General features: G+C 46.5%; 21 protein-coding genes and 1 other RNA gene. 8 read left to right on the top strand and 14 right to left on the bottom strand.

Annotated elements, in window-relative coordinates:
* Positions 1 to 13: 13 nt before the first annotated feature.
* The gene (locus MKO97_RS08360) at positions 14 to 1,234 is read right to left on the bottom strand and encodes an NAD(P)-dependent oxidoreductase (protein ID WP_241102758.1); all 1,221 of its coding nucleotides are present in this window, start codon (positions 1,232 to 1,234) and stop codon (positions 14 to 16) included.
* 298 nt (positions 1,235 to 1,532) lie between these two features.
* On the opposite strand from MKO97_RS08360, the gene MKO97_RS08355 reads away from it, so the two are divergent.
* On the top strand, positions 1,533 to 2,699 hold the full coding sequence (locus MKO97_RS08355) for a serine hydrolase (RefSeq protein ID WP_241102757.1): 1,167 nt from the start codon (positions 1,533 to 1,535) through the stop codon (positions 2,697 to 2,699).
* A gap of 555 nt (positions 2,700 to 3,254) precedes the next feature.
* Positions 3,255 to 3,651, top strand: a transfer-messenger RNA (tmRNA) gene (gene ssrA / locus MKO97_RS08350).
* A 309-nt stretch (positions 3,652 to 3,960) separates the two neighbouring features.
* Here ssrA and MKO97_RS08345 read toward each other — a convergent pair.
* From MKO97_RS08345 to MKO97_RS08325, 5 genes are all read right to left on the bottom strand, one after another.
* Complete coding sequence (locus MKO97_RS08345) at positions 3,961 to 5,214, bottom strand: NAD(P)/FAD-dependent oxidoreductase (protein WP_241102756.1); 1,254 nt, start codon at positions 5,212 to 5,214, stop codon at positions 3,961 to 3,963.
* 580 nt (positions 5,215 to 5,794) lie between these two features.
* Complete coding sequence (locus MKO97_RS08340; protein ID WP_241102755.1) at positions 5,795 to 7,936, bottom strand: glycoside hydrolase family 97 protein; 2,142 nt, start codon at positions 7,934 to 7,936, stop codon at positions 5,795 to 5,797.
* 303 nt (positions 7,937 to 8,239) lie between these two features.
* Positions 8,240 to 8,629: a hypothetical protein gene (locus MKO97_RS08335; RefSeq protein WP_241102754.1), complete on the bottom strand. Its 390-nt coding sequence runs from the start codon at positions 8,627 to 8,629 to the stop codon at positions 8,240 to 8,242.
* A 235-nt stretch (positions 8,630 to 8,864) separates the two neighbouring features.
* Positions 8,865 to 9,359 carry a hypothetical protein gene (locus tag MKO97_RS08330; RefSeq protein ID WP_241102753.1) on the bottom strand — a complete coding sequence of 165 codons (495 nt, stop codon included), beginning with the start codon at positions 9,357 to 9,359 and terminating at the stop codon, positions 8,865 to 8,867.
* Between the two features lie 212 nt (positions 9,360 to 9,571).
* On the bottom strand, positions 9,572 to 10,270 hold the full coding sequence (locus MKO97_RS08325) for a fibrobacter succinogenes major paralogous domain-containing protein (RefSeq protein ID WP_241102752.1): 699 nt from the start codon (positions 10,268 to 10,270) through the stop codon (positions 9,572 to 9,574).
* Between the two features lie 778 nt (positions 10,271 to 11,048).
* On the opposite strand from MKO97_RS08325, the gene MKO97_RS08320 reads away from it, so the two are divergent.
* Positions 11,049 to 11,591, top strand: coding sequence for a hypothetical protein (locus MKO97_RS08320; protein WP_241102751.1), 543 nt, complete (start codon positions 11,049 to 11,051; stop codon positions 11,589 to 11,591).
* Between the two features lie 43 nt (positions 11,592 to 11,634).
* Positions 11,635 to 12,216, top strand: a complete 582-nt coding sequence (locus tag MKO97_RS08315) for a hypothetical protein (RefSeq protein ID WP_241102750.1) — start codon at positions 11,635 to 11,637, stop codon at positions 12,214 to 12,216.
* Between the two features lie 177 nt (positions 12,217 to 12,393).
* Here the strand turns inward: MKO97_RS08315 and MKO97_RS08310 are convergent, their stop codons facing one another.
* The 4 genes from MKO97_RS08310 to MKO97_RS08295 form a co-directional block, all read right to left on the bottom strand.
* Positions 12,394 to 14,739 (bottom strand): DGQHR domain-containing protein, encoded by a 2,346-nt coding sequence (locus tag MKO97_RS08310; RefSeq protein ID WP_241102749.1) that lies wholly within the window; start codon positions 14,737 to 14,739, stop codon positions 12,394 to 12,396.
* A gap of 3 nt (positions 14,740 to 14,742) precedes the next feature.
* Entirely contained in the window at positions 14,743 to 15,549 is an 807-nt protein-coding gene (locus MKO97_RS08305; RefSeq protein ID WP_241102748.1) for a Dam family site-specific DNA-(adenine-N6)-methyltransferase, read from the bottom strand.
* Positions 15,550 to 16,018: 469 nt separating this feature from the next.
* Positions 16,019 to 17,074: a DGQHR domain-containing protein gene (locus tag MKO97_RS08300; protein WP_241102747.1), complete on the bottom strand. Its 1,056-nt coding sequence runs from the start codon at positions 17,072 to 17,074 to the stop codon at positions 16,019 to 16,021.
* Entirely contained in the window at positions 17,071 to 17,670 is a 600-nt protein-coding gene (locus MKO97_RS08295) for a hypothetical protein (protein ID WP_241102746.1), read from the bottom strand. The genes MKO97_RS08300 and MKO97_RS08295 overlap by 4 nt, the downstream gene beginning before the upstream one ends.
* A 723-nt stretch (positions 17,671 to 18,393) precedes the next feature.
* On the opposite strand from MKO97_RS08295, the gene MKO97_RS08290 reads away from it, so the two are divergent.
* The gene (locus tag MKO97_RS08290; protein WP_241102745.1) at positions 18,394 to 19,065 is read left to right on the top strand and encodes a hypothetical protein; all 672 of its coding nucleotides are present in this window, start codon (positions 18,394 to 18,396) and stop codon (positions 19,063 to 19,065) included.
* A 329-nt stretch (positions 19,066 to 19,394) separates the two neighbouring features.
* Here MKO97_RS08290 and MKO97_RS08285 read toward each other — a convergent pair whose 3' ends face one another.
* The 4 genes from MKO97_RS08285 to MKO97_RS08270 form a co-directional block, all read right to left on the bottom strand.
* Positions 19,395 to 19,613: a DUF2892 domain-containing protein gene (locus MKO97_RS08285; protein WP_241102744.1), complete on the bottom strand. Its 219-nt coding sequence runs from the start codon at positions 19,611 to 19,613 to the stop codon at positions 19,395 to 19,397.
* Between the two features lie 94 nt (positions 19,614 to 19,707).
* Positions 19,708 to 20,019, bottom strand: a complete 312-nt coding sequence (locus MKO97_RS08280; protein WP_241102743.1) for a rhodanese-like domain-containing protein — start codon at positions 20,017 to 20,019, stop codon at positions 19,708 to 19,710.
* Between the two features lie 29 nt (positions 20,020 to 20,048).
* Positions 20,049 to 20,651: a thioredoxin family protein gene (locus tag MKO97_RS08275; protein WP_241102742.1), complete on the bottom strand. Its 603-nt coding sequence runs from the start codon at positions 20,649 to 20,651 to the stop codon at positions 20,049 to 20,051.
* A gap of 6 nt (positions 20,652 to 20,657) precedes the next feature.
* Positions 20,658 to 21,167, bottom strand: a complete 510-nt coding sequence (locus MKO97_RS08270) for a TlpA disulfide reductase family protein (RefSeq protein ID WP_241102741.1) — start codon at positions 21,165 to 21,167, stop codon at positions 20,658 to 20,660.
* Positions 21,168 to 21,299: 132 nt separating this feature from the next.
* Here MKO97_RS08270 and MKO97_RS08265 point away from each other — a divergent pair, with 132 nt between their 5' ends.
* From MKO97_RS08265 to MKO97_RS08255, 3 genes are all read left to right on the top strand, one after another.
* Positions 21,300 to 21,779, top strand: coding sequence for a MarR family winged helix-turn-helix transcriptional regulator (locus MKO97_RS08265; protein ID WP_241102740.1), 480 nt, complete (start codon positions 21,300 to 21,302; stop codon positions 21,777 to 21,779).
* Positions 21,780 to 21,813: 34 nt separating this feature from the next.
* The gene (locus MKO97_RS08260) at positions 21,814 to 22,377 is read left to right on the top strand and encodes a YceI family protein (RefSeq protein ID WP_241102739.1); all 564 of its coding nucleotides are present in this window, start codon (positions 21,814 to 21,816) and stop codon (positions 22,375 to 22,377) included.
* A 1,396-nt stretch (positions 22,378 to 23,773) separates the two neighbouring features.
* A complete protein-coding gene (locus MKO97_RS08255) occupies positions 23,774 to 24,340 on the top strand; it encodes an aminodeoxychorismate/anthranilate synthase component II (protein WP_241102738.1) in 567 nt (188 codons plus the stop codon).
* The last annotated feature ends 49 nt before the right edge of the window (positions 24,341 to 24,389 follow it).

Below are 24,389 nucleotides of genomic sequence, written 5' to 3'. Positions count from 1 at the left end.
AAAAGTCCCGTGGTTACGGGACGATCTCAAACTTTTTTTCGCGGATGTATCCCTCCAGATACCGGAACCGATCGGTTAATCGTCCGCCACGGGTAATCATCGCGCGTTCGAGTATGCCCTCTTTATCCCCATTGAAGAAAGCCGGGATCACGTGTTCGAGGAACATCTCCCCAAATCCTTCACTGGCATCTTTCGGAAGTTCGCACGGCAGGTTGTCGACCGCCATCACACCGATAGCACCCGGATGGTAAAAATCAGCCTCTTCGTGCGGGAAGGGCAAATAGCCATAAAGTGGTTCCGCAATGGTTGACGGACGTACGGTGCACGCAATCGGACCATCGACATCACACGAGATATCGGCCACGATCTTAATACGACACTTCGGATCCTTCAGCATGTCACGCGTCAGGATAGCCGGTGACTCTGCCGCATGGTAGTGACCCGCCATGAAGATGTCGGCCGCATTGGCAAACTTGCCGAAATCTGACGTATACTGTTGCGGATATTTATAAAAGTCAATGGTAGAACCTTCATTGCCGTCAAGGCGACGGTTGTAATCCAGGGTATCCAGTTGGGCGAAAACCGGCTCGGTGTAGGTTTTTTCAAGGAACGCCGCCGGCGTAACCTCTTTGATTTTCATCGCCTCGAGTATTTCCTTCGCCCCCATGGCCACTTTGCCATGACCGGTCAGTACGATTTTGATTGGGGGAAGTGTGATGCGGCGAAGGCGTTCGATAAGCGCCTCCTTGCCTTCCAACACTTCGGCTTTCGGCAGTGCGAACAGTTCGTATTTGAGTCCGAACGCACGGATGCCGTTATACGCACCCACAATCCCTGCATACCGTCCGAAACCGATCAGGCGACGGAAATTCGCGTCGACAACCGTTTCATGGTCATAAAGGTCGATTTCCTTGTCGATGATGGCCTGCATCATCTTTTGGTTGTGGGGTTGCTTCTTGATGGTGTGCGAAAAGAAAAAGTACTTCTTGTTCGGAATCAGGGCATCGGCCGGGACTTCCTTCACACCGATAAAAATGTCGCAGTCGCTGACATCCTGGGTCACTTCAAAACCGGCGTTGCGGTACTCCTCATCGGTAAAAAAGCGGACATCCGAACTTTCAACCTTGATCTCGACCGACGGAAACCGCTGTTTCAGCAACAGTAAGGCCGCAGGCGCGAAAACAACCCTCCGATCCGGTGGACTCTTTCGCTCCCTGATGATTGCAATTTTCATAGCGTAATCAGAAATTTAATAAAAACACCTTAATGTTTTTACGAAAACGTTGTAGTTTGTTTGTAGTTATGACCTAACGGTTGACAAAAATAAAAAATTTCACCAACAATGTTAGAATTGTTACAAATATAACTCGATATTTCAAACGTGCCATAGCGCACGTAAAATTTTAATAAATTATAATCGTCAGTCTTTCAGCCGCATGGCATAGAACCCGCCGCCAACGCTCGGTTCACAGGGTTCGAAGCGATCAAAATAGAAGCGGGGTTTCCTATATTTGCGAAAGAGCCCCATCAGCATGAATCGTTCCCTTTTTTATCTCTTTTTTGTCTTGTGCGCCCTGGGCTGCTCCAAAAAAGACCGCACACCGGCCGACCCGAAATCCTCTCCCTCCCCTTTTGCGGTGCATATGCCAAAGGTGCCTGCTTCTTATAAAGAGGCGCATCTGCCCCACATTGAAGAATTCTACAACCGCACCTGGGAGCGCAACCACACCAGCGGCGGCTTTCTGGTGGCGAAGAATGGCGAAATCCTGTTTGAGAAATACAGCGGCTACGGCCGGATCGAAACCGAAAGCAAAATCGACCGCGATACGCCCCTGCACATCGCTTCTATGAGTAAGGTGCTTACCGCTGCCGTCGTATTGCGACTCGTAGACGACGGGAAATTGCGCCTTGACCAGGACGTGAGCACCATCCTCAATCCCTTTCCCTACCCCGGCGTGACCGTCGAAATGCTGTTGTGCCACCGCAGCGGGATTCCGTATTATGCCTGGTTCGGCGACGACCAGAAGGTATGGGACCATGCCAAACCGATGAAAAACCACGATGTGCTCGACCTCCTCAACCAATACAAATTCCCGCTGAATTTCTATTCCGGACGCCGTTTCGCCTACTGCAACACCAATTACGTATTGCTGGCGCTCATCATTGAAAAGGTCACCGGAATGGACTACCCGACGGCCATGAAGAAGCTCCTCTTCGACCCGATCGGCATGACGCATACGTTCGTGTTCAATATCGACACGGATAAAGACAAGGTCTCCCAAAGCTACAAAGGCAACAAAATACGCCTAGCCTTCGACTGGACCGACGGCACCTGTGGCGATAAAAACATCTACTCTACCCCGCGCGACCTGCTCAAATTCGACATCGCCACCTACGCCCCCGGTTTCCTCAGCACCGCTTTAAAAGAAAAAGCGTGGAGCGGCAAAAGCTATGAATCGAAAGGAAAACGCAATTACGGCTACGGCATGCGCATCTACGAATGGGAAACCGGCCAGAAGATGCTCTACCACAACGGATGGTGGCACGGCAACACCTCGTCTTACATCACCCTCAAGAAAGATACCGTCACCATCATCGGGATCGCCAACAAATACTCCGCTATGCCGTGGCAGGCGTGGAAACTGACGCCGTCGTTTGGGGACTATCCGTTTAAGGTGGGGGAGGAAGAAGGGAATTGATTGCTTCGGCTGCGCCTCGCAATGACACACCTCCCCATTTCCCAACGTTCTCAGCAGCGTAGAAACTAACTACCCCTACCAGCGCAAAGGGAAAGGCGTCCTTGCGAGGCGCAGCCGAAGCAAACCCTCCCTACAACACGATCCATAGCGCTGAACACGTTCCCGCGAGGCGCAGCCGAAGCAAACCCTACCTACGACACGATCCATAGCGCTGAACACCTCCCTGCGAGGCGCAGCCGAAGCAAACCCTCCCTACAACACGATCCATAGCGCTGAACACGTTCCCGCGAGGCGCAGCCGAAGCAAACCCTACCTACGACACGATCCATAGCGCTGAACACCTCCCTGCGAGGCGCAGCCGAAGCAAACCCTCCCTACGACACGATCCATAGCACTGAACACGTTCCCGCGAGGCGCAGCCGAAGCAAACCCTCCCTACAACACGATCCATAGCACTAAACACGTCCCCGCGAGGCGCAGCCGAAGCAAACCCAATCCTAAAAATTGCGCATTGTGCATTGTACATTGTTCCTTGCAACCTATCTTTGCCCTCCCGGGGTCGACTGGTTTTGACAGCGGGTCGAATGCGACGATAAGCACGTCGGGAACGGAAACATCTCCCGTTATCCAATGTTTCAACACTTTACACGGCGAATCTAATTACGCTCTGGCTGCTTAATCTGAATTACAGTAGGATTTAGCCGCGCTCCTGCAAGGCAGGAGGGCCGGATTCTCCCGGAAAGCCCTGGTCTGTGGCGTTCCATCAGGGGGAACCGTAAAAACGGACCTACGGATCGCTCCGCCTCGTGGCGGTCCGGACACCTAAGAGGATAAGCGGAAGGCGGCGGTCCCTGGCCACACCTTTCGACGAAAACCCAATCAGGGACTAAGCGCGTAGAAAGTCCTCGTATTGCCTGTTTGGACGGGAGTTCGATTCTCCCCGACTCCACAAGCCCGTTTCGACGGGCTTTTTTTTTAGGAGCTAGGCGCAAGTATCAAGGAGCAAGGTTAGTAGTAGGCAGTGGGCAGTCGCAGTAGGCAGTTAATGTCCAACACCGGAACTTTCTTCTTTCCATCAAACGTACCTACGTAGTCAACGTCATTCCGAGCGCAGCGAAGGAATCCCGGTTAGCAGGCAATTGCACTTCCCCGTCGATTTTGGGCGTGCCGGCGCCCACTGCCTACTGCGACTGCCCACTGCCTACTGAAAAGGCGCCGTCGGGCTGTCCGCTATAGCCCCTCCTATCGTCGGGGGCTGCCGCTACCATCCCTCACGCGAACTCCTTCTCCGCCACAACGTCTGTGCAGCATCGCGACCACTTTGCAACGCTCCCTCCACCGTGGCGGTGTGTTCCGGATGCCAGGCTTCTCCGGCGATGAAGATTGTATCCCCAAACCCGTCCGCCACCTGCGCCAATACCGCGTAGCTCCCGGGCTTCAACCAGGAGTAGGCACCTCCGGTTGGTGACGTTGCCGTATAGCGAAATACCGCCGATGCCCGTAAACGCCCGCCGATGGATTCCCTGGGAAAAGCATTCGCCAGTTTGGCCAATGTGCGGGCTACCAGATCGGAGTCGGTTACGTCTGCATACTGCGGCGCGTAATCGTTGCCGATCCAGCCAGTCAACAGGGGTTTGGGTAACGATAACTGCGTCCAGAAGGTAAAGCCTTCATCTGCAAATAAAAAACCGAGATCGGGATGGTCCTTCTTCCAAAACGCAGTGTCAAATTCGAGCGCTATCTTAATGACTTCTCCCCACCCCACGCCTTCCGCCCGTTTTGACAGCCCAATATCGGGCACGATTTCAGGCTGGTTACGTCGCAGCGCCGGCAACGGTACCGTTACGATAACAGCATCCGCCGAAAAGGTTCGGTTGTCGGCAAAGGCCGTCACCTTTCCTTCCTCCCATTCCATACGGGTCACCGCTGTTTTTGTTTCCAACCGGAACCCCTCCCCTAAGCAGGCCTGCAACATCCGGTCACATAAAGGGCCATACCCGTTCACAGGGCGAAACTCCGTTTCTTCCGACGCCCATTCCTCCCGAATGCAAAACACACTGAGTTCATCGATATCGGCCAGGTCGAGTCCCTGCGCGCGGTCATGGACCTCCTGTCGCAACGCCGCATGGTGTGGAGCGGCAAAATCGCGTTGCAGCAACGCCCCGACGGTCATGTCGGTTTCCAATGCGGCCATCGCCGACACGAAGGCGTCCCATTCCTCCGAAACGGCTTCTATTTTCTGTGGGCCGTCTCCCGTCGCAACATAATACGAACCGGTGATCGGCACCGTCGGGAGTCCGAAACGCGCCATCAGCTCCCTCGTCAGCGGCAAATCCCCGTGGATGAACTCGGCACCTCCCTCCACCTCTATCGAAAAACCATCTGGCTGCAAGGTGTGGATACGTCCACCGATACGATCGGACCCCTCCAGCAACGTCACCGCCACGCCTTTCGAGCGAAGTTCAAGTGCTGCGGAAAGGCCGGTGGCGCCGGCGCCGATGATGAGGGCGTGCATGGGAATTAGCGAATTAGCGAATGAGACAATTAGCGAATGTGCGGGGCGTGTAAATGAGCTTCCAACTGGAAAGTTGTCCAAAATTTGTGACGTGTCAATCTTAACGGAATGAGGGAAAGCGAATTAGCGAATGAGGGAATTAGCGAATTAGCGAATGTGCATGGCGTGTAAATGAGCTTCCAACTGGAAAGTTGTCCAAAATTTGTGACGTGTCAATCTTAACGGAATGAGCGGATTAGCGAATTAGCGAATGAGACAATTAGCGAATGTGCGGGGCGTGTAAATGAGCTTCCAACTAGACAGTTGTCCATAACTCGTAACGTGTCAATCTTGCCGGAATTAGGGAATTGGCGAATGGACAGGGCCTATGAGGAGCAACTTCCAAATGAATGACAATCGGTTGCATTCAACTTTGTAACTCAATACATTCTCTACCTAGCGAAAAAATACGCGGAGTTAAAAGTAGCGTCAGGTTAAACTGTGAAGCCAACGATTCATTACGTGATTAAACGTCCTCTTTGCAGTCTAGTAATTCGCTAATTAGCCCATTCGCTAATTCGCTAATTGTCTAATTCGCTAATTATCTCAGCGCCTTCACCCCCCTACTATTCTCCTTCGTCGCCGGTACCAAACTAATCGCGTAGCCGCCGCCTGAAGCGACCCACTGCGAAAGCTTCGATTTGTCGGTCACGAGCACTTTCCGGATGACGTAGGCCTGTGGATTGGTTTTATAGTGCGCGCCCGGTGCATCGGCGTAAATGGTTGCCAGATAGGTTTTTCCTTTCGGGAGGAACGAAAACGAAATGTTCGACGTACGTGGGTCGTAGCCGCCTACGCTTCCTACGAACCAGGCATCCTTACCTTTCGCCAGACGGGCCGCCGTGAGGTATTCACCGGGCTCGGCTTCGAGGTAGACGCTCTTATCCCAGTCTACGGCTACGTCTTTAATGAACTGGAACGCATCGAGGAAACGGTTGTAGTTCTCCGGCAGGTCGGCCGCCATTTGCAGCGGTCCGGGAATGGTGACGTACAGCGCCAATTGGTTGGTCAATGTGGTATTCACATGTGAGGTATTGCCCGGCGCGGTTTTGCTCAGGTCCATTTCGAAGATACCCGGGGTGTAATCCATCGGGCCGCCTAACAGTCGCATAAACGGCAACAAGGTGGTGTGGTTGGGTTTCGAGCCTCCGAATGACTGGTATTCGGTGCCACGGGCCGATTCGTTGCCGATCATATTCGGCCAGGTGCGGCACAATCCGGTGGGGCGGACGGCCTCGTGTGCGTTGACCATAATCTTGTATTCGGCGGCTTTTTGCACCGCATACGCATAATGGTTGTTCATGTATTGGTTGTAGTGGTTTTCGCCCCGCGGCAACATATCGCCTACGTACCCGCTTTTCACGGCGTCGTATCCGTTGTCTTTCATGAATTGGTAGGCAGCGTCGAGGTGGCGCTCGTAGTTGCGTACCGAACCGGAGGTTTCGTGGTGCATGATCATCTTAATGCCTTTCGAAGCGGCATAGCGGTGGATTTCCTTCAAATCGAAATCCGGATAGGGCGTTACGAAATCGAACACATAGTCCTTCCAGTGGCCGAACCAGTCTTCCCAACCGATGTTCCATCCTTCCACCAAAACGCCGTCGAAACCGTGCTGGGCGGCGAAGTCGATGTACTTCTTCACATTGGCCGTATTGGCACCGTGCTTCCCATTGGGTTTCACTTTGGTGTAATCGGTAATGCCCAGTTGCACGGCCGGCACCTCATCGGTGTAGGCCCAGGTCGATTTGCCGGTAATCATTTCCCACCATACCCCGACATACTTCACCGGTTTGATCCACGAGGTGTCGTCGATCTTGCTCGGTTCGTTCAGGTTCAGCGTGATCTTCGACGCCGGGATATCGCGGGCGTCATCGCTTACGATCACCGTCCGCCACGGAGACGTGCAGGGTGATTGCAAATAGCCTTTATCCCCTATCGCATCCGGCGTCAGCCATGATTCGAACACCATGTTCTTGTCGTCAAGGTTCAGGTGCATCGTCGGATAATCGACGGTGGCGGCTTCGAAGATGTTGATGTAGAGTCCGTCGGCCGACTTCATCTGCAACGACGTCTGCACGCCGGTGGGTGAAAACGACGTCTGCGACAGGTTGCCCGAAATCGCGCTCTTCATCAGCGTGCGGATCTCCGACAGTTTCGATTTGGTGAAGTCGTATTCCTGCGTATCATAATCACCCGGGATCCACCAGGCGGTATGGTCGCCGGTCATGGCGAACTGTGTGTGTTCTTCCTTTACGATAAAATAGGTCAGGTTCTTCTGGGTCGGGAATTCATACCGGAACCCGAGTCCTTCGTCAAACAAACGGAAGCGGAGCACCATAATGCGGTCGGTGCCTTCTTGTTTGAGCGTCACCGCCAGTTCGTTATAGTGGTTGCGAATACTGTTCGTCTCGCCCCAAACCGGTTTCCAGGTTTCATCGAACGTGGCGGTCTTGGTGTCGACCACGGAAAACCCGTCGCGCAACGATTTCTTGTCGTTCTTCAATTCCAACCCCAGCGTACTGGGCTTGATTACCGTTTTGCCTTTGAACGTCAATGCGTAGGTAGGCGTGCCACCGTTGGCGAGAGAGAAGTCCATCGTAAAACGGCCGTCGGGCGATTGTAATTTCTGGGCGTGGGCGACCGAAAGGGCCAATAGGAACACGTATAGCAGAATGCGTTTCATAATTGTGTGGGTTTGGAATACAAAAAAACGGCATCCTGTTGACATTTCCGCTGCTCGGCGGTGTTTTTGTCAATCGTGCAAGAAAAATGATGATTCGCTTTTAAAAATGGTAGTGGGCGGTGGGCAGTGAGCAGTGGACAGTAGGAAGTGAGCAGTAGGCAGTAGGCAGTGGGCAGGCATCCGGGAAGTAACGTGATTTGTCAAAAAAAAACGGGTTAACATTTGCCGCGAAATCGGAGACATTCGCGGAGCTTGGTGCTTCGTGACAGATTTGGCGCACCGTGGCAGCGCGTTGTCGACCGTTCATTCCCACATCTCAAGTGCAACCGTCACGTTGTCGTTGTTTAAGTCTTTTAATTTTTCCAAAGCCGTTTCTGAGGCGTCCGACTTGATGGTCTTCAGAGCGTGAACACATTTTCTTAATGTAGCCTCTAATTCGTCATCATACCATCGAAACCGCTCTCTATTTAAAGCAATGTTCATTATCGGTTCAACAAATCGGTCATCACGTAAATTCTTCAGGGATATTGTATTCACCAAGTCTTCGTGTTGGCTATGCCAGGTTCCCACTAGGGCTTTTTCCATATATTCAAAGCTGTCGTCGTCAAACGTATCCTGATTTGAAAAACTGAGACACTGTATGAGTTCTTGCTCATTCTCGGTTTCTACAGCCCGTTTCAGTTTGTCTTCCATTGTAGATCGGGTTCGTAAAAAACGTTTCATCATAGTAGTATAGTATTGAAGTAAAACCATCAGATCACGTGCGTGAGCGTCACACTCCTGGCTACTACTACGCAAAAACCCGTATCCCGTATCAGACGTAACGTACACAGGAAGATTATTCGATTTTAGTGCCTTGAAGACGCGGCCCAGGCGTGACGCTCGCCCCAGCCGGGAAAATAAACCTTGCTTTTCTGTTTTTATCCAATTAATCGTCTTCGCCTTTCTCGGTGTTATTCTTTTCTAATGCAGGTACATCGTTTCCGCCTCTTATTTCCGTATGTCGTATTTCACCCCCGGTTGTACCTGTTTGCTGGGCGAAGAATAACACCACAAAAGCAAAAACCAATGTGGCAATCGAAATGATGGACGAAAAAGATTTTTGCTTGAAACTGACCCAAAGACCGAATACCGAAATGCCTCCTAACATATAGGATAGCAAGGCAAAGATTTCCGCTGTTTCTTCGTGATTTTCGATGTAGTTTTCTGTTACGCCACTTATTTTTTCGACGATTTCTTCGGCCCCTTCCCCAGTAGACATAGCTGCTATTGTAGCTAATGCTCCCAGAATAAAAATCATAGATGCTGTTCGCTTAACAGCTTCTGATTTTGAAACAAGTCCTGTAATCATGACAATCACCCCTACGATAGGGAAAATGATGGGTAGATGATTTACCACTAAATGCCAATGTGCTCCGTCCATATTATTGTATTTTACGATCAACCATTTACTCCAAATAACTATCCGCTAAAGCCGCAACTACCCTTGCAATGGTGCCCTCGCTTTCACGTTCCGGAAAGTCGAAAGTACAAATTTGGGGAAGAAAAAGGGTGTTGCTTCGTGCGTTTTCATATTAAGCCGAGACGCTCGCGCCGTCGGGGTAGTTCCAGTTCTTTCGTTTCGAGATTTTTGTTCTAATCTTTTATACAGCGGACCGACAAACCCGCTCCCGGGCCATTTGTATTGTCGGCATTGGAATGGTTATCACTATACCATACGATACTGTTCAAACCAATCGCCACCTCTTGTTGGTCGGACGTCCACCAAACCGCGCTGTAGCCAAGATTGTCAAAACGGCCGAAATCATCGCGTGCTCCGCCCGGAACACCCCAAAAGCCCGATTCATTCGTGCCATTACCGCCTTCTAACCAGCCACTTTTACTTTTGAGTTTTTTCCCTGCCGTATCGGTCACTTTTCCGTCTTTGGAATTGCCGCCTAAATAGGTCACCAAACGCTCCCATTCCGCTGCACTGGGTATGTGATACCCTTTGGGCGCCAGACCACGGGCATCATTTACGGCATACGAGTTGTATAGTTTTCCGTATGGAGCTCCGTTGTCAGCCTCATTGTTATAATAGCACCAGGCAGGTTGCTTTTCTTTTTCCGCTTTTCGCCATTCTTCCTCCGTTTTGGCTTCTGCTATGGCATCACCATTTCGGAACGTCGTCACATCCAAATTTTGGGTGGCCCATATTTGAGAACCGATCGTAACAGTTGCGTTTTTGGGTTGTTCCGTTCCTTCACCCGAATCCTCCTTTTTGTTACAGGAAATCATCAGGAGTGCAGCAACCACCACCGTTGTGAAGGTTCTGAGTGAGTAGGTGTTGATCATATTGGAGATGTCTTTGGCATTAGTACTACGCCTTTTGTATTAGCTATGGAAAACCTGCACCCAGGATTAGAGTTTCCTCTGACTTTACTGGATGGGTCGAAAATACGAATTTGAGGAGAAAACAGATGCTTACTTCGTGAGTTTTGCTACGGTGTTTTGGATTAATATCTTTATCAGAGACAGCTATTTCTGGATTATCGTTAAATCTCTTGAGTATTGTCGTGAAAAGAAAGGAATGGAACTATACGGCTATTGCCTCATGGCGCAAACGTGACGCTCGTAGTAATGGGGCACGTTTGATTTGGGGATATGGATAGGTCGTTATCAGTTTTTACTTACTATTATGCTACCTCCATTTCACGAATAAGTAATGGACTTTTTAAAGTGATTCGTAACCCTAAATAAAGCGTCCGAAGTATTGTCGTAAACTGAAAGCATAAAATAATGTAGGAAAATAAATACGTTTATTTATATTTGCATCTGTCAATTGTTTTAAACGGACCGTGTATTTTAAGTACTGACACTCCTAAAAAGGAAATGTGACTTATTCATTTGTTTCAATCCAATTCTTGTGACTAGGTGTAAACGCCTTTATAACGTTTTTACGGTGTAACAGAGATATTACAATAAACATAGCTACCCACTTTTAAACTTATTAATCGTCCTAATAGGCTGACCCCCTTTTTGTCGAATGTGAAAGTGAAATCGACATTAAATAAAAGTAGCCGAGTCAAATCGAAAATCGAAAGAGTAGATGTAACGAAAAATCAAAATACAAATGAAAACTTCAAAAATCTTCACATTACTGCTTGTAAGTTCCGCGTTTGCATTTTTCTCGTGTTCGAGTTCAAATGACTCCCAACAACTCGATGAAAACATGGTTGCGAAAACGCTCAAGTTTAAATCATTCGGGGGTGACCTAACGTTAGCTCGCGGCGGCCGTGATTATGTTAGCCCAAGTACCGGTAAATTGGTGATCGTTAATTGGGAAGAATGGGGGCGCCATAGTAAGCAGTGCCGAGGATGGGGTCTTTGCAACGCCAGATGGTTTTATCTAGAACCCGATAATCCGCAACAGACTAATAGAGGTTACTCCACTCCTTTACAGTTCGACGGAGAGACGGGAGAGTTTTATTTAGAGATCTTGTTAGCAGAAGATTCAACTATTCCAAATGACGAAATTCCAGATTTGAAGATTGATTCGGATATACCGTTAGAAACAGCTCTAGAGATTGGCCGCGATCTAACATTCAAACAAGGATCCTATTCTTTTGATCCAGATCTTGGAGAATTTGGAGGAATTCATATAACTTTAGAATAAGCTATGTCGGTAGCCAAGTGGCTACCGACTTTTTAAACTATTTATGGAAAAGTACATTCTAGGTTTTATCGCCTTTATTTCATCCACGCTGATTTTCGCCCAAAACCAGACGGTGGGCCGTTCCGAACAAGTCCTGTCGGTTCCCGTTGCAATGACCGCTACCGACAGCATTCAGATTACGGACCTGGAGGGACTACAGAAGGTATTGGATAAGTCGGCGAAACCCTATAAGGTTCTCTATTTTTTTTCACCGGCCTGTAGTTCGAGCCTGTATCTATTCCCAAAAATCTACAAGCTCTATTCCCAACATTCCGCACTGTTCGACTTTATTGCGATTTCGGGTTTTCGATATGACAGAATACCGGAGATGTCGAGTTATATGAAGTACAACGGCTTCCGGTTGCCCGTTTACGTACTCGATACTAAAAAATACGGAAATGGTAAAAATCCTTTCAAGAGGCTGGACTTAGTTTCGACGACGTTTTGCCAGGAATGTAAGGTAAAAAAGATGGGGTTTTCCGCTTTTTTCGTGCTCGATAGCCATAATAAGGTGGTGGCGCATACCAATTGGGATTTAAGCGGCGAGGAAAGTTATAATCTGTTGGTTACTTCTTTGATGAAGTAACGGACCGAGGATGGTGATGCGGCAAACCTCGACGGCATTGGGGTTGGTTTGTCTGCGATTCTATTGATTGGAAGTTCAGTAGTGCACGAAATTACGGGAATAACGATCACTCTATTCTAGCCATCGACTTGAATCGATAGGCACGAGCGTGACGCTCGCGCCAGCGGGGGGGAAGTTTTAATTATAAAAGTGGTTGTAAACGTTTTCTATAAATTCAACTTCCTCTCTATTTAATCTTTTCTCTTTAGTGCCTTCATGCGCCCAAACATTTCGATAAGAGTTGAAAAAAGAAATCCATTTTAATGCTTTGGTTTTACTTCCAACGCCTTCACCGATGTCAATTGAAAAGTCTTTCTCAAAAGTGACAAAGTTATCCGTATGATTTTCTGGCTTTTTTGTCCAATAGTTCTCTACAATTTTTTTATAATCGTTTATATTAAACATTTCCGTCCAATCGATATCTTTTTTTCCAAGACCGTCCTTGTAATTCTTTTCCATTTCTTGTTCGGCTCGGCTTTGGCATTCACGTTTGATACTGTTTATTTCTAAGTCCCAAACGTCGCCGTATATCGTTTTCATCTTCGATAAGACAAGATGTTTCATCCTTTTCTCGATCTCAATTCCAAGTGCTCTACCCTTATTTTGTAGCTCTTCATCTTGAGTTTCAAGCCATTTTACCAATTCTACAGGAAAATATTCTTCATGTTTTTTGTGTATGATACTTTGAAAAAACCGTAACCACTTGGTTTCAACTCCACCGCCCAAAAGGGATAGTTGTTTATCCTTCTCATCCTCGGTAATTTCGTTTTGCAAATAGTGGAGTAATGAATTTAAATAAGGTTTTAACTTCTCGAAACGCGTTGCTTCGTCGGTTGTTTTAAATACAACATTCTTATCGGTTAAAAACTTATTTAAGCTGTCAATGACACAAATAAAGGGATATGTGCCTCTATTAGAAAGTATTAGGGACTTCTCAATATTGTATAGGCCATTGAAGCTCTGCTCGGCAAAATCATAACATTTAGCGAGTAAAGAGAATATTCTCTTTTTACAAATAATCATCTCAGCATTATGATCATGGTTTGAGATGTTATATAAGGAATATTTGTGAGCTTCATCGGTGAACGAGTTACCTTTTGCTTTAGGTAACAAATTTGACGCGGACAAAGCATTCGAAAATGGTTGGAATGATAAAAGAGATTTGTCCTCGCCAACTGAAATTCTTTCATATAGTGGGCTGTTTTGATTATTGGCCAACTCTTTTATAATGGATGATCTGAGCGCTTTTATTCTGGAATCAGTTCGGTCAGAGTTCCAATAAAGATCTTCTTCGAGATCAAGCCTCAAACTTGGACTTACCGCTTTTTGATTTTCATTAATGTCCATGAAAATTTTCAACTGATCGCTCGTATCTAAATTTTCAAAAGCAACAACTGGAATTGTGTTTGAATTTCTAAACTTCGAATTTGCATAGCCATAAACGCGATGTTGCCCATCAATTATATAGGCAATTGCATAACTATTTGGTATTTTAAGAGTTCCGTAACAGGAATTGGAGTCGCCAGATTTGGATGATGCTTCAAATTGGATTTTGTGTTTTCTGCTGTTGAAGTTAATTATTATAGAATTTGGGAAATAGCCGCCACCGTCAATAAATTTTGTTATGCCTGGCAATCGTTTGGCCACCAATAGCCGTTGGTATGTTGGAAATTCCGATTCATTTACTTTTGTTCTATGAAGAATAAATCCCATTCTTAACAATATTTCAGGTTCAACTGAGAACATATAATAGGTCTTGGTCCCCATTTCCCCTTTAACTGCCGGAATTTCGATTTTATCTCTACTTATCAACTCTCCTTTAAATAGTAAACCTAAAAATTGATAAAAAGCTACATGCTTATAGTTTCTTATCAAGTCGTCGACATATTTATATGTGTTATTGTTATAGTAGAATGAATTAGTATTAAGCAATCGCTTCATATCTTCACCATCCATATCGATTTTTAAGTTTCGGGTAGCGAAAATAAATTTTACGCGTAGGTTTCTGCCGTAGATTTGATGCAACGTTTTTTTAAAACCGTCTAACCGCATTCCCAACAATTCAAACTCATCTTTAAGGCTACTGGCTTTTTTAAATTTTTCGCTTGACTTACATTCAATTATGATTGCTGTGTCCTCATTTATCGCGATCACATCAATCTGCTTTTTATCATCATTAGTGAAATTCAGATGCAGATTCTCACTGATGTTTAGTGTCCGGTAACCAAGTTCGTACATTTGACACCACATGTCATCTTCAAATTTTCTTGAGTGAGACTTTAACTTTCTTATTCTCGTTTTGGTTTTTAGAGACTTTCCATAAACTTCCCATCCATCCTTAAGATAGGTGTCAACCATGTTGTGATCAACGGTCTGCACTTGATATTCATTCTTTTTAGCTTGATAAAGCTTCCCTAAGAATACGGGATCAGCTGTAATTTGCTTCTCAATCTCAACAACTTTTATTTGATCAATATAAGCCATATGTTAGGTCAAGTTTGTTAATACTAATTCAGCGTATTTTCCCCTCACTGCATTTTTTCCTCCAATTAAACTCGCTCGATTTAATTCGTAGCAATTATCTCCATTAAAAAATATTTCCCTGATTGCAGAATGCGCCGCATTGGTCATTATATAGTATGCGCCATTAGCTTTAATTCTTTCAATATAAGTTAGAAGCCTATGCTGATCTTCAAGTGAGAATAAGCGTTGATTATATTGAATGAATCCGTTATTATTATGGGCGACTGTATAGGGTGGATCAAGAAATACCAGATCTCCCGCTCTAACATTATCAGTTGCAAAGTCAAAGTCATTGGCATTGATATCAGCTCCTTGAAGTACTTCACTTACCTTAATCATGTTGCCATAGTCAATTCTATGTTTACTTCGATGACCATATGGAACGTTGTACTTCCCGTTGGAATTGACTCGATAGACACCATTATAAGATGTCTGATTTAGATATATAAATCTTGCCGCTTCCTCAATAGGATTATCGAACCTCACCGATCTTATTCGATAATAAAACTCTTCTGTGTTTTGAAATTCTCGCATGGAGGTTAAAACCGCATCAACGTTGTCCCGTAGTTGAACGTATGCATTAATCAACTCTCGATTTGAATCTGAAATATTTGCAAAACTTGGTCGGAGATGGAAGAAAACTGAACCTCCACCTAGGAATGGCTCATGGTAGGTATTGTAATCAAAATTTACAAGGCGGTCGATCTCTTTTAGAAACCAACGTTTGCCTCCGGCCCATCTTAAAAAAGGCTTTACTCTAATTTCGCTCATTAACGTTCAGATGAACAATTATATATGGGTGTTTGCAATATTAACGTATTATGCGGAATTTTTTAAGCAGTTCAAAGGTTTTAGAAATTTCGCATAACTAGAGTCTATGTACCATAAACTTACGCACACCCACCCTCTTTATTCGTATAGGCGGATGCTTCACACACATCTAACCGTTTTTTCTGTTTCTGAGTGCAAATGTTCACCGCTAACCCCCGCAACCACACGAAAGTACAAAATTATTCAGAAGAACCTGCTTACTTCCCGCGGTTTGTCCCCGTAGCGTCACGTGATACCGCCTGAAATTGCAAGAGCAGCCGGTCGGCGGGAAGCGGGTTTCATCGTCTCAAGAGTGATTGAAAATTTAGTATTGCCAGAGACTACTACAACAATCATCACTCCATTCTAGCGATTGATTAATTCAGTGATGAGCGATACGAGGGCGCCAGCGGGAAAAGGAGTATCCGTCCTAAGACTTTATCGAATCTATTAAAATTTTACTAAGTCTGGCCTGTTGTTGCGCATTGGAAGGAAAATGTTGACTTGTTAACGTTAACCCTTGTTCTTCGAGTTTGTTTCTGAACTTCGCAAAACAATCTTTAAAGAAGTTCTTAGATAAGTCATTATTGGAATCACCGATTCTATATAATTCATCAAAAGACTTGATAATTGCAACGTAGCCAGTGGATTTCCATAAGATATTCTTCGACGGATTTTCCCAAAGATCCATGAATACATCTTTTAAAGCACTAAATAAATTCAAAGTTATCTTTAGTATTATCTCGTCTTGACCGTCGAGAAAATACTGTCGAAGTGGTAAACTTTGAATTTGAGTCAGAGGAACATTATTTTTAGATTTTCTAAAATCATCATCTGGATCCTTTGATAATAGTTCAATAAAATGCTTTACGAACGTTCCTTGTGATAAGGTAGCCTTTTCTTGACTTTCTTCCTTATTTCCAAGCATTTTTAGCCTATTGAAAAACGGAGATTCAGGATATTTATTTAATGATCTAGCAATTTCATGCGCAGTCTTTTGTGGACTTCTATATCTGGATAATGCAAACAAGTCATATATCAGACTCATACTAACTTTGGTTTGTTTGCTATTTATGATCGAAAATATATATGCTTTTTCTTCTTCTGTTAAATCGAAAAGCAATACTACAGGAAGTTCAAATCTTTCCGCAAAATTCGACTTTAAAAGCCCTTTTAATCTGTGTTGACCGTCTATAACTTCGCCAATTGTCTGATTACTTTCAAATTCTATAACTGTATCCTTTATTTGATAGGACACGTTGTCATAGATGCCGACAATAATTGGCGTTGGGAACGTTGCATCAGGGTCAGAACAATATTTGGCAATTTCGGTAATCCTATCTTTAGATTCATCTCTCTGTATTGCACTTGGATCGGCAGATCTAGGAGTAATGTTCACCAATTCCCCTAAAGTTGTAGCCTTCATTTTAGTAAAATAGAATGATCCTATAGGCTGCTCAATCTCTATGTATTTTAAACTAATCATAATCTGTTTCCCTTTCCGTCGGCATTTACAACACTTACTCTATTTTCTAACTTTTCTACATTTTTATCATCTTTTTCGGCATAGTTATCGTCTAGGTGCTTATATCTCTCATAATTTAAGTCCATTCGTGTAATGCAATAGGTGTAGATTCCGAAAATTATGGACAATAGTAAAAAAAATAATTGAGGCCAATCAATTACAACGGGATCCAAGCTTTCATGGCTATTTTCGAGTGTTTTTAAAGTCGCAGAAGAATAATATATCCCAGCAAAAAATAGGCTAAAAATTGTTAATATGAGCAGAAAGACTTTAAAAGCTTTAAAGTTGGTTGGGTTTCTCTCAATGATATTTATAAAAAGTAATCCTAGAGTAGAAGCGAATAAAGCTATTGAATAGACATAAAAATTGCCACTCTTACTTTCCTGAAAAAGAGATTCTATAATAGAAATTTGTTTATAGCTATTCTTAAGAATTATATTGGTAATAAAACCCAATTGCCCTGCAAGAATTGTGAAGATAAACCAGATCAAAAAAAATTTTTTTTCTGATGTAATGGTGTCTAGTGGCTCAACTAATTTTTTAAAATATTTCTTCATCAAATATAGTTTCATTTCTTCTATAATTCATATACTTCTCAACCTAATACTGGTATCGTCTCGTAAACAGCTTTCTGGAACAACCGATTATTTCAACGAACTTAAGGAATCCAGAATATTGAGTTGACGTCAGTTTTAGAAACCCAGTAATACCTTAGAAAAATTATTCTGTACGTCCCGCAACTCACCGAAAGTACAAATTTATTCCGAAATACACCTCACCTCCCGCGGTTTGTTCCCGTAGGGTAATAATGTCTTCCCGATTGTGGTGAACGTCTACCAATCGATCCAGATGGCAGTAAGCAACCTCCCCAACGGCCCCCTTCCACCCCACCGCGCCCTTTCCACGCGCCCGCAAGGCTTATAGGCGGCCACCGGAGCATTTTTAAAAAACAGCACAACCGGGTGGCGACCACCCTGCCTTTTCGGCGCGCCGAAACCGTCCGGTGGTGACCACCAGGGCCTTTCGGCATTTTTTTAGACCCCGAATCGCACCACCCAAGCCTTCCGGCAAAAAAACAGGGCGTGGTGGTGGCAGAAAAGAAGGTGTGTTTGTTGCGAATTATGCAATATAAAATAGAATCTGTCATTTATGTTTTGAAAATCAGGTGTTTAATTATGAATACGCTATCTTATTTATTAAAAAAATGATAAATAGTGATAGTAATAAGAATTGAGATACAATATTTGCCCATCGATTAACAGTTCTAATTTTAAAACAGTATGAAAATGACTACCGAAACCGGAAAGGTACACCGCAGCGGTATACTGCCGGACAAAGACACCGACCTGGGCGATGTGGCCCTGTATGTAGGTAAAATGTGGAACGCCGAACCTACGCTGACCCTGAAGTTCACCGACAGCGCCGCGTTCAATGCTACCGTCAACGAATTCAGGGCCCTGCTTGATACCAAAAACGGCAAGGTCTCTGAAAGACGGGGCATCACCCTCCAATTGGCCGCCATAGAGGAGGAAATCACCAAAGGGGTGCGCCAGGTGAAGGGGTACCTCACCGAGAAGTACGATACCGACGCGGCCGCCCACTACAACCGCTTCGGGATGGCTCACCACAAAAAGTATTTCCGCCTGCCGGCCGACCAGTCGAAAAAGCGCGACGCCCTGCTGGTCATGCGGAATGCCATCGAAGCAGAAGGTTTCGGCGACCGGCCCTACGGCACCGCGTTCTGGCAAAGCACACTCGACCGCTTCGATGCGCTGCTCACCGAGGCACGTACGCTCGACGGTACGGTCTCAGGGTTCGTGGCCGAAAAGAACAAAAAGCGCGACGCGATCCGCCGCACGCTGAACGCGATCATCCTGAGCCTGAAAGCCGCCGACCCTGATAATTATGAAGGGGAGTTACGGAGATGGGGGATACAGCGGGATAAGTTTTAATTAGCGAATGAGGTAATTAGCGAATTAGCGAATGATAGGCAGGGCGTGTTAATTAGCGAATTAGCCAATTAGCGAATAGTTTGCAGGGCGGGTTAATTAGCAACACGAGGCGAAAGCCGACTGGCGAAGCAATGCATACTCGCGCGCTGAATGCGCGAATGATACCGGGGGGTAGTCAGATCAACAAATACTAGCAAGGACTGTATAGAAGGGACGCGAGGGCGTCCCTTTCTTTTTAAGGTGGTTCAGAGGCCGCCGCCCGAAACGTGAATCCATAAAAAAAGGGTTGACAAACGAATGCCAACCCTTTCTCCTCTTTCTTTTGCTCGTCAGTAGACGACCTTCTTACCACGGGTGGTCCGGACACCGAGAAAACGGTACAACGGACAAAAACCCACCGCGGCTGTTACTAACAGAATGACGCCTACAACGACTCCGATCGTACTGACGATCCCGTCGTCAAACCAATCGAACACGCCGGCCAATAGAAGCGCTAATCCAAGCAGTACCCTAATGACCCGGTCAATGCGGCCTACATTTGCTTTCATTGTTTTGGGTTTATGATTGTTATTGCGAGCAGGGCAAATTTAAGACTCTCAAAAACATTAACACAAAACAAATGTCAAATTATCGTAATTTTTCTTAAGGTTTAACAACGTCGCCACCCCATTGCGAGAAACCGCCTACGAGGTTATACGTGGTGGTGAACCCCAGTTGCCCCATGATGGCGCAGGCCTGTGCACTTCGCCCTCCGGCTTTGCAATAGACATAATACGGACGCTCTTTGTCGAGTTGGTCTACTTCATACACAAAACCCTGTCCTTTGTAGATGTCGATGTGGAGCGCACCCGGGATATACCCGTCGTTCCATTCGTCTTCCGTTCGTACGTCTAAAATAACCGGGTTCGTATCGGTCGCGAGCCGTTCGGCCCATTCCTGTTGGGAAAGATCCATGTTGTTGTTTTTGGCAAATAAACGATTTCTTACGCTTTTATCGAACACCCGATGGCTTTCGTTTGCTTCACTTCGACGTCGCGTCCGGAAAGCAATGCGTTTACGGCGTTTTCCACATAACGTACTTTCACAGCCGAGGCATCCTCGTAATTATCGTCGATGGCGCCGATGTAGCGTACGATATTTCCTTTGGCTGTTTTTTCCAACACATACACATGCGGCGTTTTGGTGGCGCCGTATTGTGGGTAGATCGTTTGTCCTTCGTCAAACAGATACGGAAAGGTGAAGCCCTTCTCTTTCGCCCGCACCTGCATCAGCTCGAAGCTGTCTTCTTTCTGCTTTTCCGGATTGTTGGGGTTGATGGCGATAACGGGATATCCCTTCGCACGGAACATCTTATCGAGTGCGATGATACGGTCTTCGTAGGCCACGGCATACGGACAGTGGTTGCAGGTAAAGACGACAATGAACCCTTTGGCGTCTTTGAAGTCGGAGAGTGCGACTTTCTTTCCGTCAATGTTCTTGAGTTTGAAATCGGTGGCGACGTCGCCTACTCCGTACCCAGGACCACTTCCTGTAAAGGCAAACGACAAGGCCATAAAGGCCAACAGCATGGTGAATTTGATTTTCATAGTGTATTAATTTAGGATGGATTTAAGTTCTTTTTCAAGCGATTCGTAGGTGAAGCTTTGCTCGCGAAACACGCGGTGGCGGGCGTTGTAGAGCACGGTGGCCGGTAGCGCACCGCTCCAGGAAGGGTCGACTTTCCCGATCCATTCCCCCGAATCGGTATTGCGGAGGTAAACGACGCGTGACCGGATGTCTTTTTTGATCAGGAAGGGAATCAACCGCGATTCGACCTGCTTGGCCATATCGAGACTCACCAGGATGACCTCGACCTTTTGATCGCGGTAGGCTTCTTGCAATTGTTCGAAATATGGGAGTTCCTGCACACAGGGCGTGCACCAGGTCGCCCAGAAATTGACGACGTAGGTTTTGTCATCGTTCATCTGGAGGAGCTTTTCAAAGCCTGCAAAATCGTAGGCTTCAATGGTGCGCCCACCCGCCGTATACGAAGACGGTTGCGGCGTTTGGGCCATCGAAACCCCTCCCGCGCAAAGCAATAGCATCGTCAGCAAGTACTTCATTTTCCGTTCTTTGCCACGAAGTTATCCCCTTTCGAAAAAGGCCGTCCTGCCAATTAACATATTTTTAATACATCACTTGTATATACAATTATTATATCTACTACATTTGTACCTACAAATTTTCTATTTGTTGTGAAAATCGAAGACATCGTGAAATCCTCCTCACCCCTGGCACTTGAAAAGCGCACGATACTGAATGTGATGTTCACCCAGAACATCATCGGAGAGCGGCTGTCGGAAGTGATGAAGGAACACGACCTGTCACTGGAGCAATTCAACGTTTTGCGGATCCTTCGCGGACAAAAAGGGTGTCCGGTTAACATGACCCTCATCCAGGAGCGCATGATCGCCCGCACGAGCAACACCACGCGTTTGGTTGACAAACTGGAGGCGAAGAGTTTGGTGACGCGGAATGTTTGTCCGGATAACCGTCGGAAGATGGAGGTGCTCATCACGCCGAAGGGCCTGCAATTGCTAGCCGCGGTTGATCCGAAGGTGCAGGAAGTCGAGTCGTTGTTCACCACCCAGTTGTCGCCCGAGGAACTTGAACATTTGAACGACCTTCTCGAGAAATTGCGCGGTGATGTGTGTCCGTCTAAAAAGAGTAACTGACAATAATCCATTATAAATTTAATCCAATTCCATCATGAAAAACCTTAAAACCCTTGCCCTGGCTGTGATCGTAACCCTTGCGGCGTCTGTTCAGGCACAAACCAAAAAAATCGACGCTGCGAAATCTTCCATCAACTGGGTAGGCAAAAAAGTAACCGGCGAGCACAGCGGTACCGTGAAATTCAAAGACGGTTCGCTGACGCTTAAAGGAAAAGCCATTACCGGTGGTGTTTTCACTGTTGATATGACCTCGATCAACGTAACCGACCTGAAAGCAGGCGAAGGCAAAGAGAAACTCGAAGGCCACCTGAAGGCAGACGACTTCTTCGGGACAGAGAAATTCCCAACTGCAACCCTGAAATTCACGAGCGTAAAAGCAAAATCAGCCGGTGTATACACGGTAACGGCAGACCTTACGCTTAAAGGTGTGACCAAGCCTGTGTCATTTGAATTGAAAACGACGGGCAACAAAGCAACGGCCAACTTCAACGTAGACCGTACGAAGTACGACATCCGTTACGGTTCTGCGAGCTTCTTCAACGTAGGCGACAAAGCCATCAACGACGAGTTCGAAGTAACGGTAACACTGGTGTGGTAATCACGATATGACTTCTAGGGAAAGGCTGCCGAAAGGTGGCCTTTTTTTTGGTTGAGAGTTGAGGGTTGATAGTTGAGGGTTCATGGTTCATGGTTCGTGGTTCGTGGTTGATCGTTCAGGGTTGGGAGAGGAGAGTCGGAGTCTGGAAAGCGGCGCCTTACTACCTAGACATGGTGATGGAAGTCCGGAAATAAGGCTATACATCAGCCTTTGCGATACTTCATGGAACAATCCTATTTCCTTTCGAATAGCCTAGTATATTCTGCTGAAAAATTTAACAATTAGTACGGATTTCCCGTATCACCGTCCCGTTTCCTTTCGCTAAGGGACGCATCCGCCCCTCCCCTAACGCAAACTACTGATTCCCGGTGAAATGGCGGTACGGGAAAACCGCACTTTGTGTTAAAGGTTATTGGGTGGAGAGTTGAGGGTTCAGGGTTCATGGTTCATGGTTCATGGTTGATCGTTCAGGGTTTGGAGCGGAGAGTCGGAGTCTGGAAAGCAGCGCCTTACTACTCAGACATGGAGATGGAAGTCCGGAAGCAAGGCTATGCATGACTTTGCAACACATCCCGGAATGATCGTATTTTCTTTCACGTAGCCCCTAGTATAGCCCGCTGAAAGATTTAACAATTAGTACGGATTTCCCGTATCACCGTCCCGTTTTCTTTCAGTAAGGGACGCATCCGCCCCTCCCCTAACGCAAACTACTGATTCCCGGTGACATGGCGGTAGGGGAAAACCGTACTTTTTGTTAAAGGTTATTGGGTGGAGAGTTGAGGGTTGAGGGTTGAGGGTTCAGGGTTGAGGGTTCATGGTTCATGGTTCAGGGTTCAGGGTTCAGGGTTCATGGTTGATCGTTCAGGGTTTGGAGCGGAGAGTCGGAGTCTGGAAAGCAGCGCCTTACTACCCAGACATGGAGATGGAAGTCCGGAAGCAAGGCTATGCATGACTTTGCAACACATCCCGGAATGATCGTATTTTCTTTCGCGTAGCCCCTAGTATAGCCCGCTGAAAGATTTAACAATTAGTACGGATTTCCCGTATCACCGTCCCGTTTTCTTTCAGTAAGGGACGCATCCGCCCCTCCCCTAACGCAAACTACTGATTCCCGATGACATGGCCGTACGGAAAAACCGCACTTTGTGTTAAAAGTGGAATTAGGTAAATGGAACGGCGAATATGAGCCACTCACCAAAATACCCCACCCACGTTGGATTTACTAAACCGACACACCTCACCTTTTAAGACATAGAACACACCGCCCCCGACTCCTAGAACCAATACCCCCTAACGCATTATTAATTATCAATTATCCATTGTCAATTCTCCATCGTTCATCGTTCATCGTTCATCGTTCATTGTTCATTCCCAACCGTACCCGTATCTTTACACCATGCACGTACTCGTCATCGACAACTACGATTCTTTCACCTTTAACCTGGTCCACTATCTCGAAATGGGAGGCTGTGACGTAACCGTACTGCGCAACGACGAGTGCGACTTCGACGACGTGCGGAAGTTCCAGAAAATTGTGTTGTCGCCCGGACCCGGAGTGCCGGATGAAGCCGGACAACTGAAAGCCATTATCCGGGAATTCGCACCCTCTAAAGATCTGCTGGGCGTCTGCCTCGGACTACAGGCGATCGGCGAGGTTTTCGGCGCCCAATTGACCAACCTCAAAACGGTCTACCACGGCGTGGCAACCGATGTGGATATCATCGTGCCGGACGACCGCCTTTTTCGTAACCTGCCGACGCGAATGGAAGTAGGGCGGTACCACTCGTGGGTGGTGTCGGCCGATGAACTTCCCGCCGATCTCGAGGTCACCGCCGTCGACCAAAACGGCCAAATCATGGCGCTTCGACATCGTAGCTACAACGTCAGGGGTGTACAATTCCATCCGGAAAGTGTACTGACGCCACATGGAAAAACGATTATCCGGAATTGGCTAACATCCTAAATTATAAATTTAGTACACTACGCATTACGATTTGGATGTCAAATAGATA

It is taken from the genome of Flavobacterium sp. HJ-32-4 (assembly GCF_022532105.1).
GTDB lineage: Bacteria > Bacteroidota > Bacteroidia > Flavobacteriales > Flavobacteriaceae > Flavobacterium.
Note: the sequence above shows the minus strand (reverse complement) of the source record. Positions and strands in the feature narration are given on the sequence as shown.

Excerpts from the sequence above, each read along its gene's own strand:
- MKO97_RS08345 (WP_241102756.1), bottom strand. The coding sequence starts at position 5,214 with ATGCACGCCCTCATCATCGGCGCCGGCGCCACCGGCCTTTCCGCAGCA.
- MKO97_RS08290 (WP_241102745.1), top strand. The coding sequence starts at position 18,394 with ATGAAAATGACTACCGAAACCGGAAAGGTACACCGCAGCGGTATACTG.
- MKO97_RS08305 (WP_241102748.1), bottom strand. The coding sequence starts at position 15,549 with ATGAGCGAAATTAGAGTAAAGCCTTTTTTAAGATGGGCCGGAGGCAAA.
- MKO97_RS08270 (WP_241102741.1), bottom strand. The coding sequence starts at position 21,167 with ATGAAGTACTTGCTGACGATGCTATTGCTTTGCGCGGGAGGGGTTTCG.
- MKO97_RS08260 (WP_241102739.1), top strand. The coding sequence starts at position 21,814 with ATGAAAAACCTTAAAACCCTTGCCCTGGCTGTGATCGTAACCCTTGCG.
- MKO97_RS08360 (WP_241102758.1), bottom strand. The coding sequence starts at position 1,234 with ATGAAAATTGCAATCATCAGGGAGCGAAAGAGTCCACCGGATCGGAGG.
- MKO97_RS08285 (WP_241102744.1), bottom strand. The coding sequence starts at position 19,613 with ATGAAAGCAAATGTAGGCCGCATTGACCGGGTCATTAGGGTACTGCTT.
- MKO97_RS08355 (WP_241102757.1), top strand. The coding sequence starts at position 1,533 with ATGAATCGTTCCCTTTTTTATCTCTTTTTTGTCTTGTGCGCCCTGGGC.
- MKO97_RS08295 (WP_241102746.1), bottom strand. The coding sequence starts at position 17,670 with ATGAAGAAATATTTTAAAAAATTAGTTGAGCCACTAGACACCATTACA.
- MKO97_RS08335 (WP_241102754.1), bottom strand. The coding sequence starts at position 8,629 with ATGGAAGACAAACTGAAACGGGCTGTAGAAACCGAGAATGAGCAAGAA.
- MKO97_RS08310 (WP_241102749.1), bottom strand. The coding sequence starts at position 14,739 with ATGGCTTATATTGATCAAATAAAAGTTGTTGAGATTGAGAAGCAAATT.
- MKO97_RS08330 (WP_241102753.1), bottom strand. The coding sequence starts at position 9,359 with ATGGACGGAGCACATTGGCATTTAGTGGTAAATCATCTACCCATCATT.
- MKO97_RS08280 (WP_241102743.1), bottom strand. The coding sequence starts at position 20,019 with ATGGATCTTTCCCAACAGGAATGGGCCGAACGGCTCGCGACCGATACG.
- MKO97_RS08340 (WP_241102755.1), bottom strand. The coding sequence starts at position 7,936 with ATGAAACGCATTCTGCTATACGTGTTCCTATTGGCCCTTTCGGTCGCC.
- MKO97_RS08320 (WP_241102751.1), top strand. The coding sequence starts at position 11,049 with ATGAAAACTTCAAAAATCTTCACATTACTGCTTGTAAGTTCCGCGTTT.
- MKO97_RS08315 (WP_241102750.1), top strand. The coding sequence starts at position 11,635 with ATGGAAAAGTACATTCTAGGTTTTATCGCCTTTATTTCATCCACGCTG.
- MKO97_RS08275 (WP_241102742.1), bottom strand. The coding sequence starts at position 20,651 with ATGAAAATCAAATTCACCATGCTGTTGGCCTTTATGGCCTTGTCGTTT.
- MKO97_RS08300 (WP_241102747.1), bottom strand. The coding sequence starts at position 17,074 with ATGATTAGTTTAAAATACATAGAGATTGAGCAGCCTATAGGATCATTC.
- MKO97_RS08255 (WP_241102738.1), top strand. The coding sequence starts at position 23,774 with ATGCACGTACTCGTCATCGACAACTACGATTCTTTCACCTTTAACCTG.
- MKO97_RS08325 (WP_241102752.1), bottom strand. The coding sequence starts at position 10,270 with ATGATCAACACCTACTCACTCAGAACCTTCACAACGGTGGTGGTTGCT.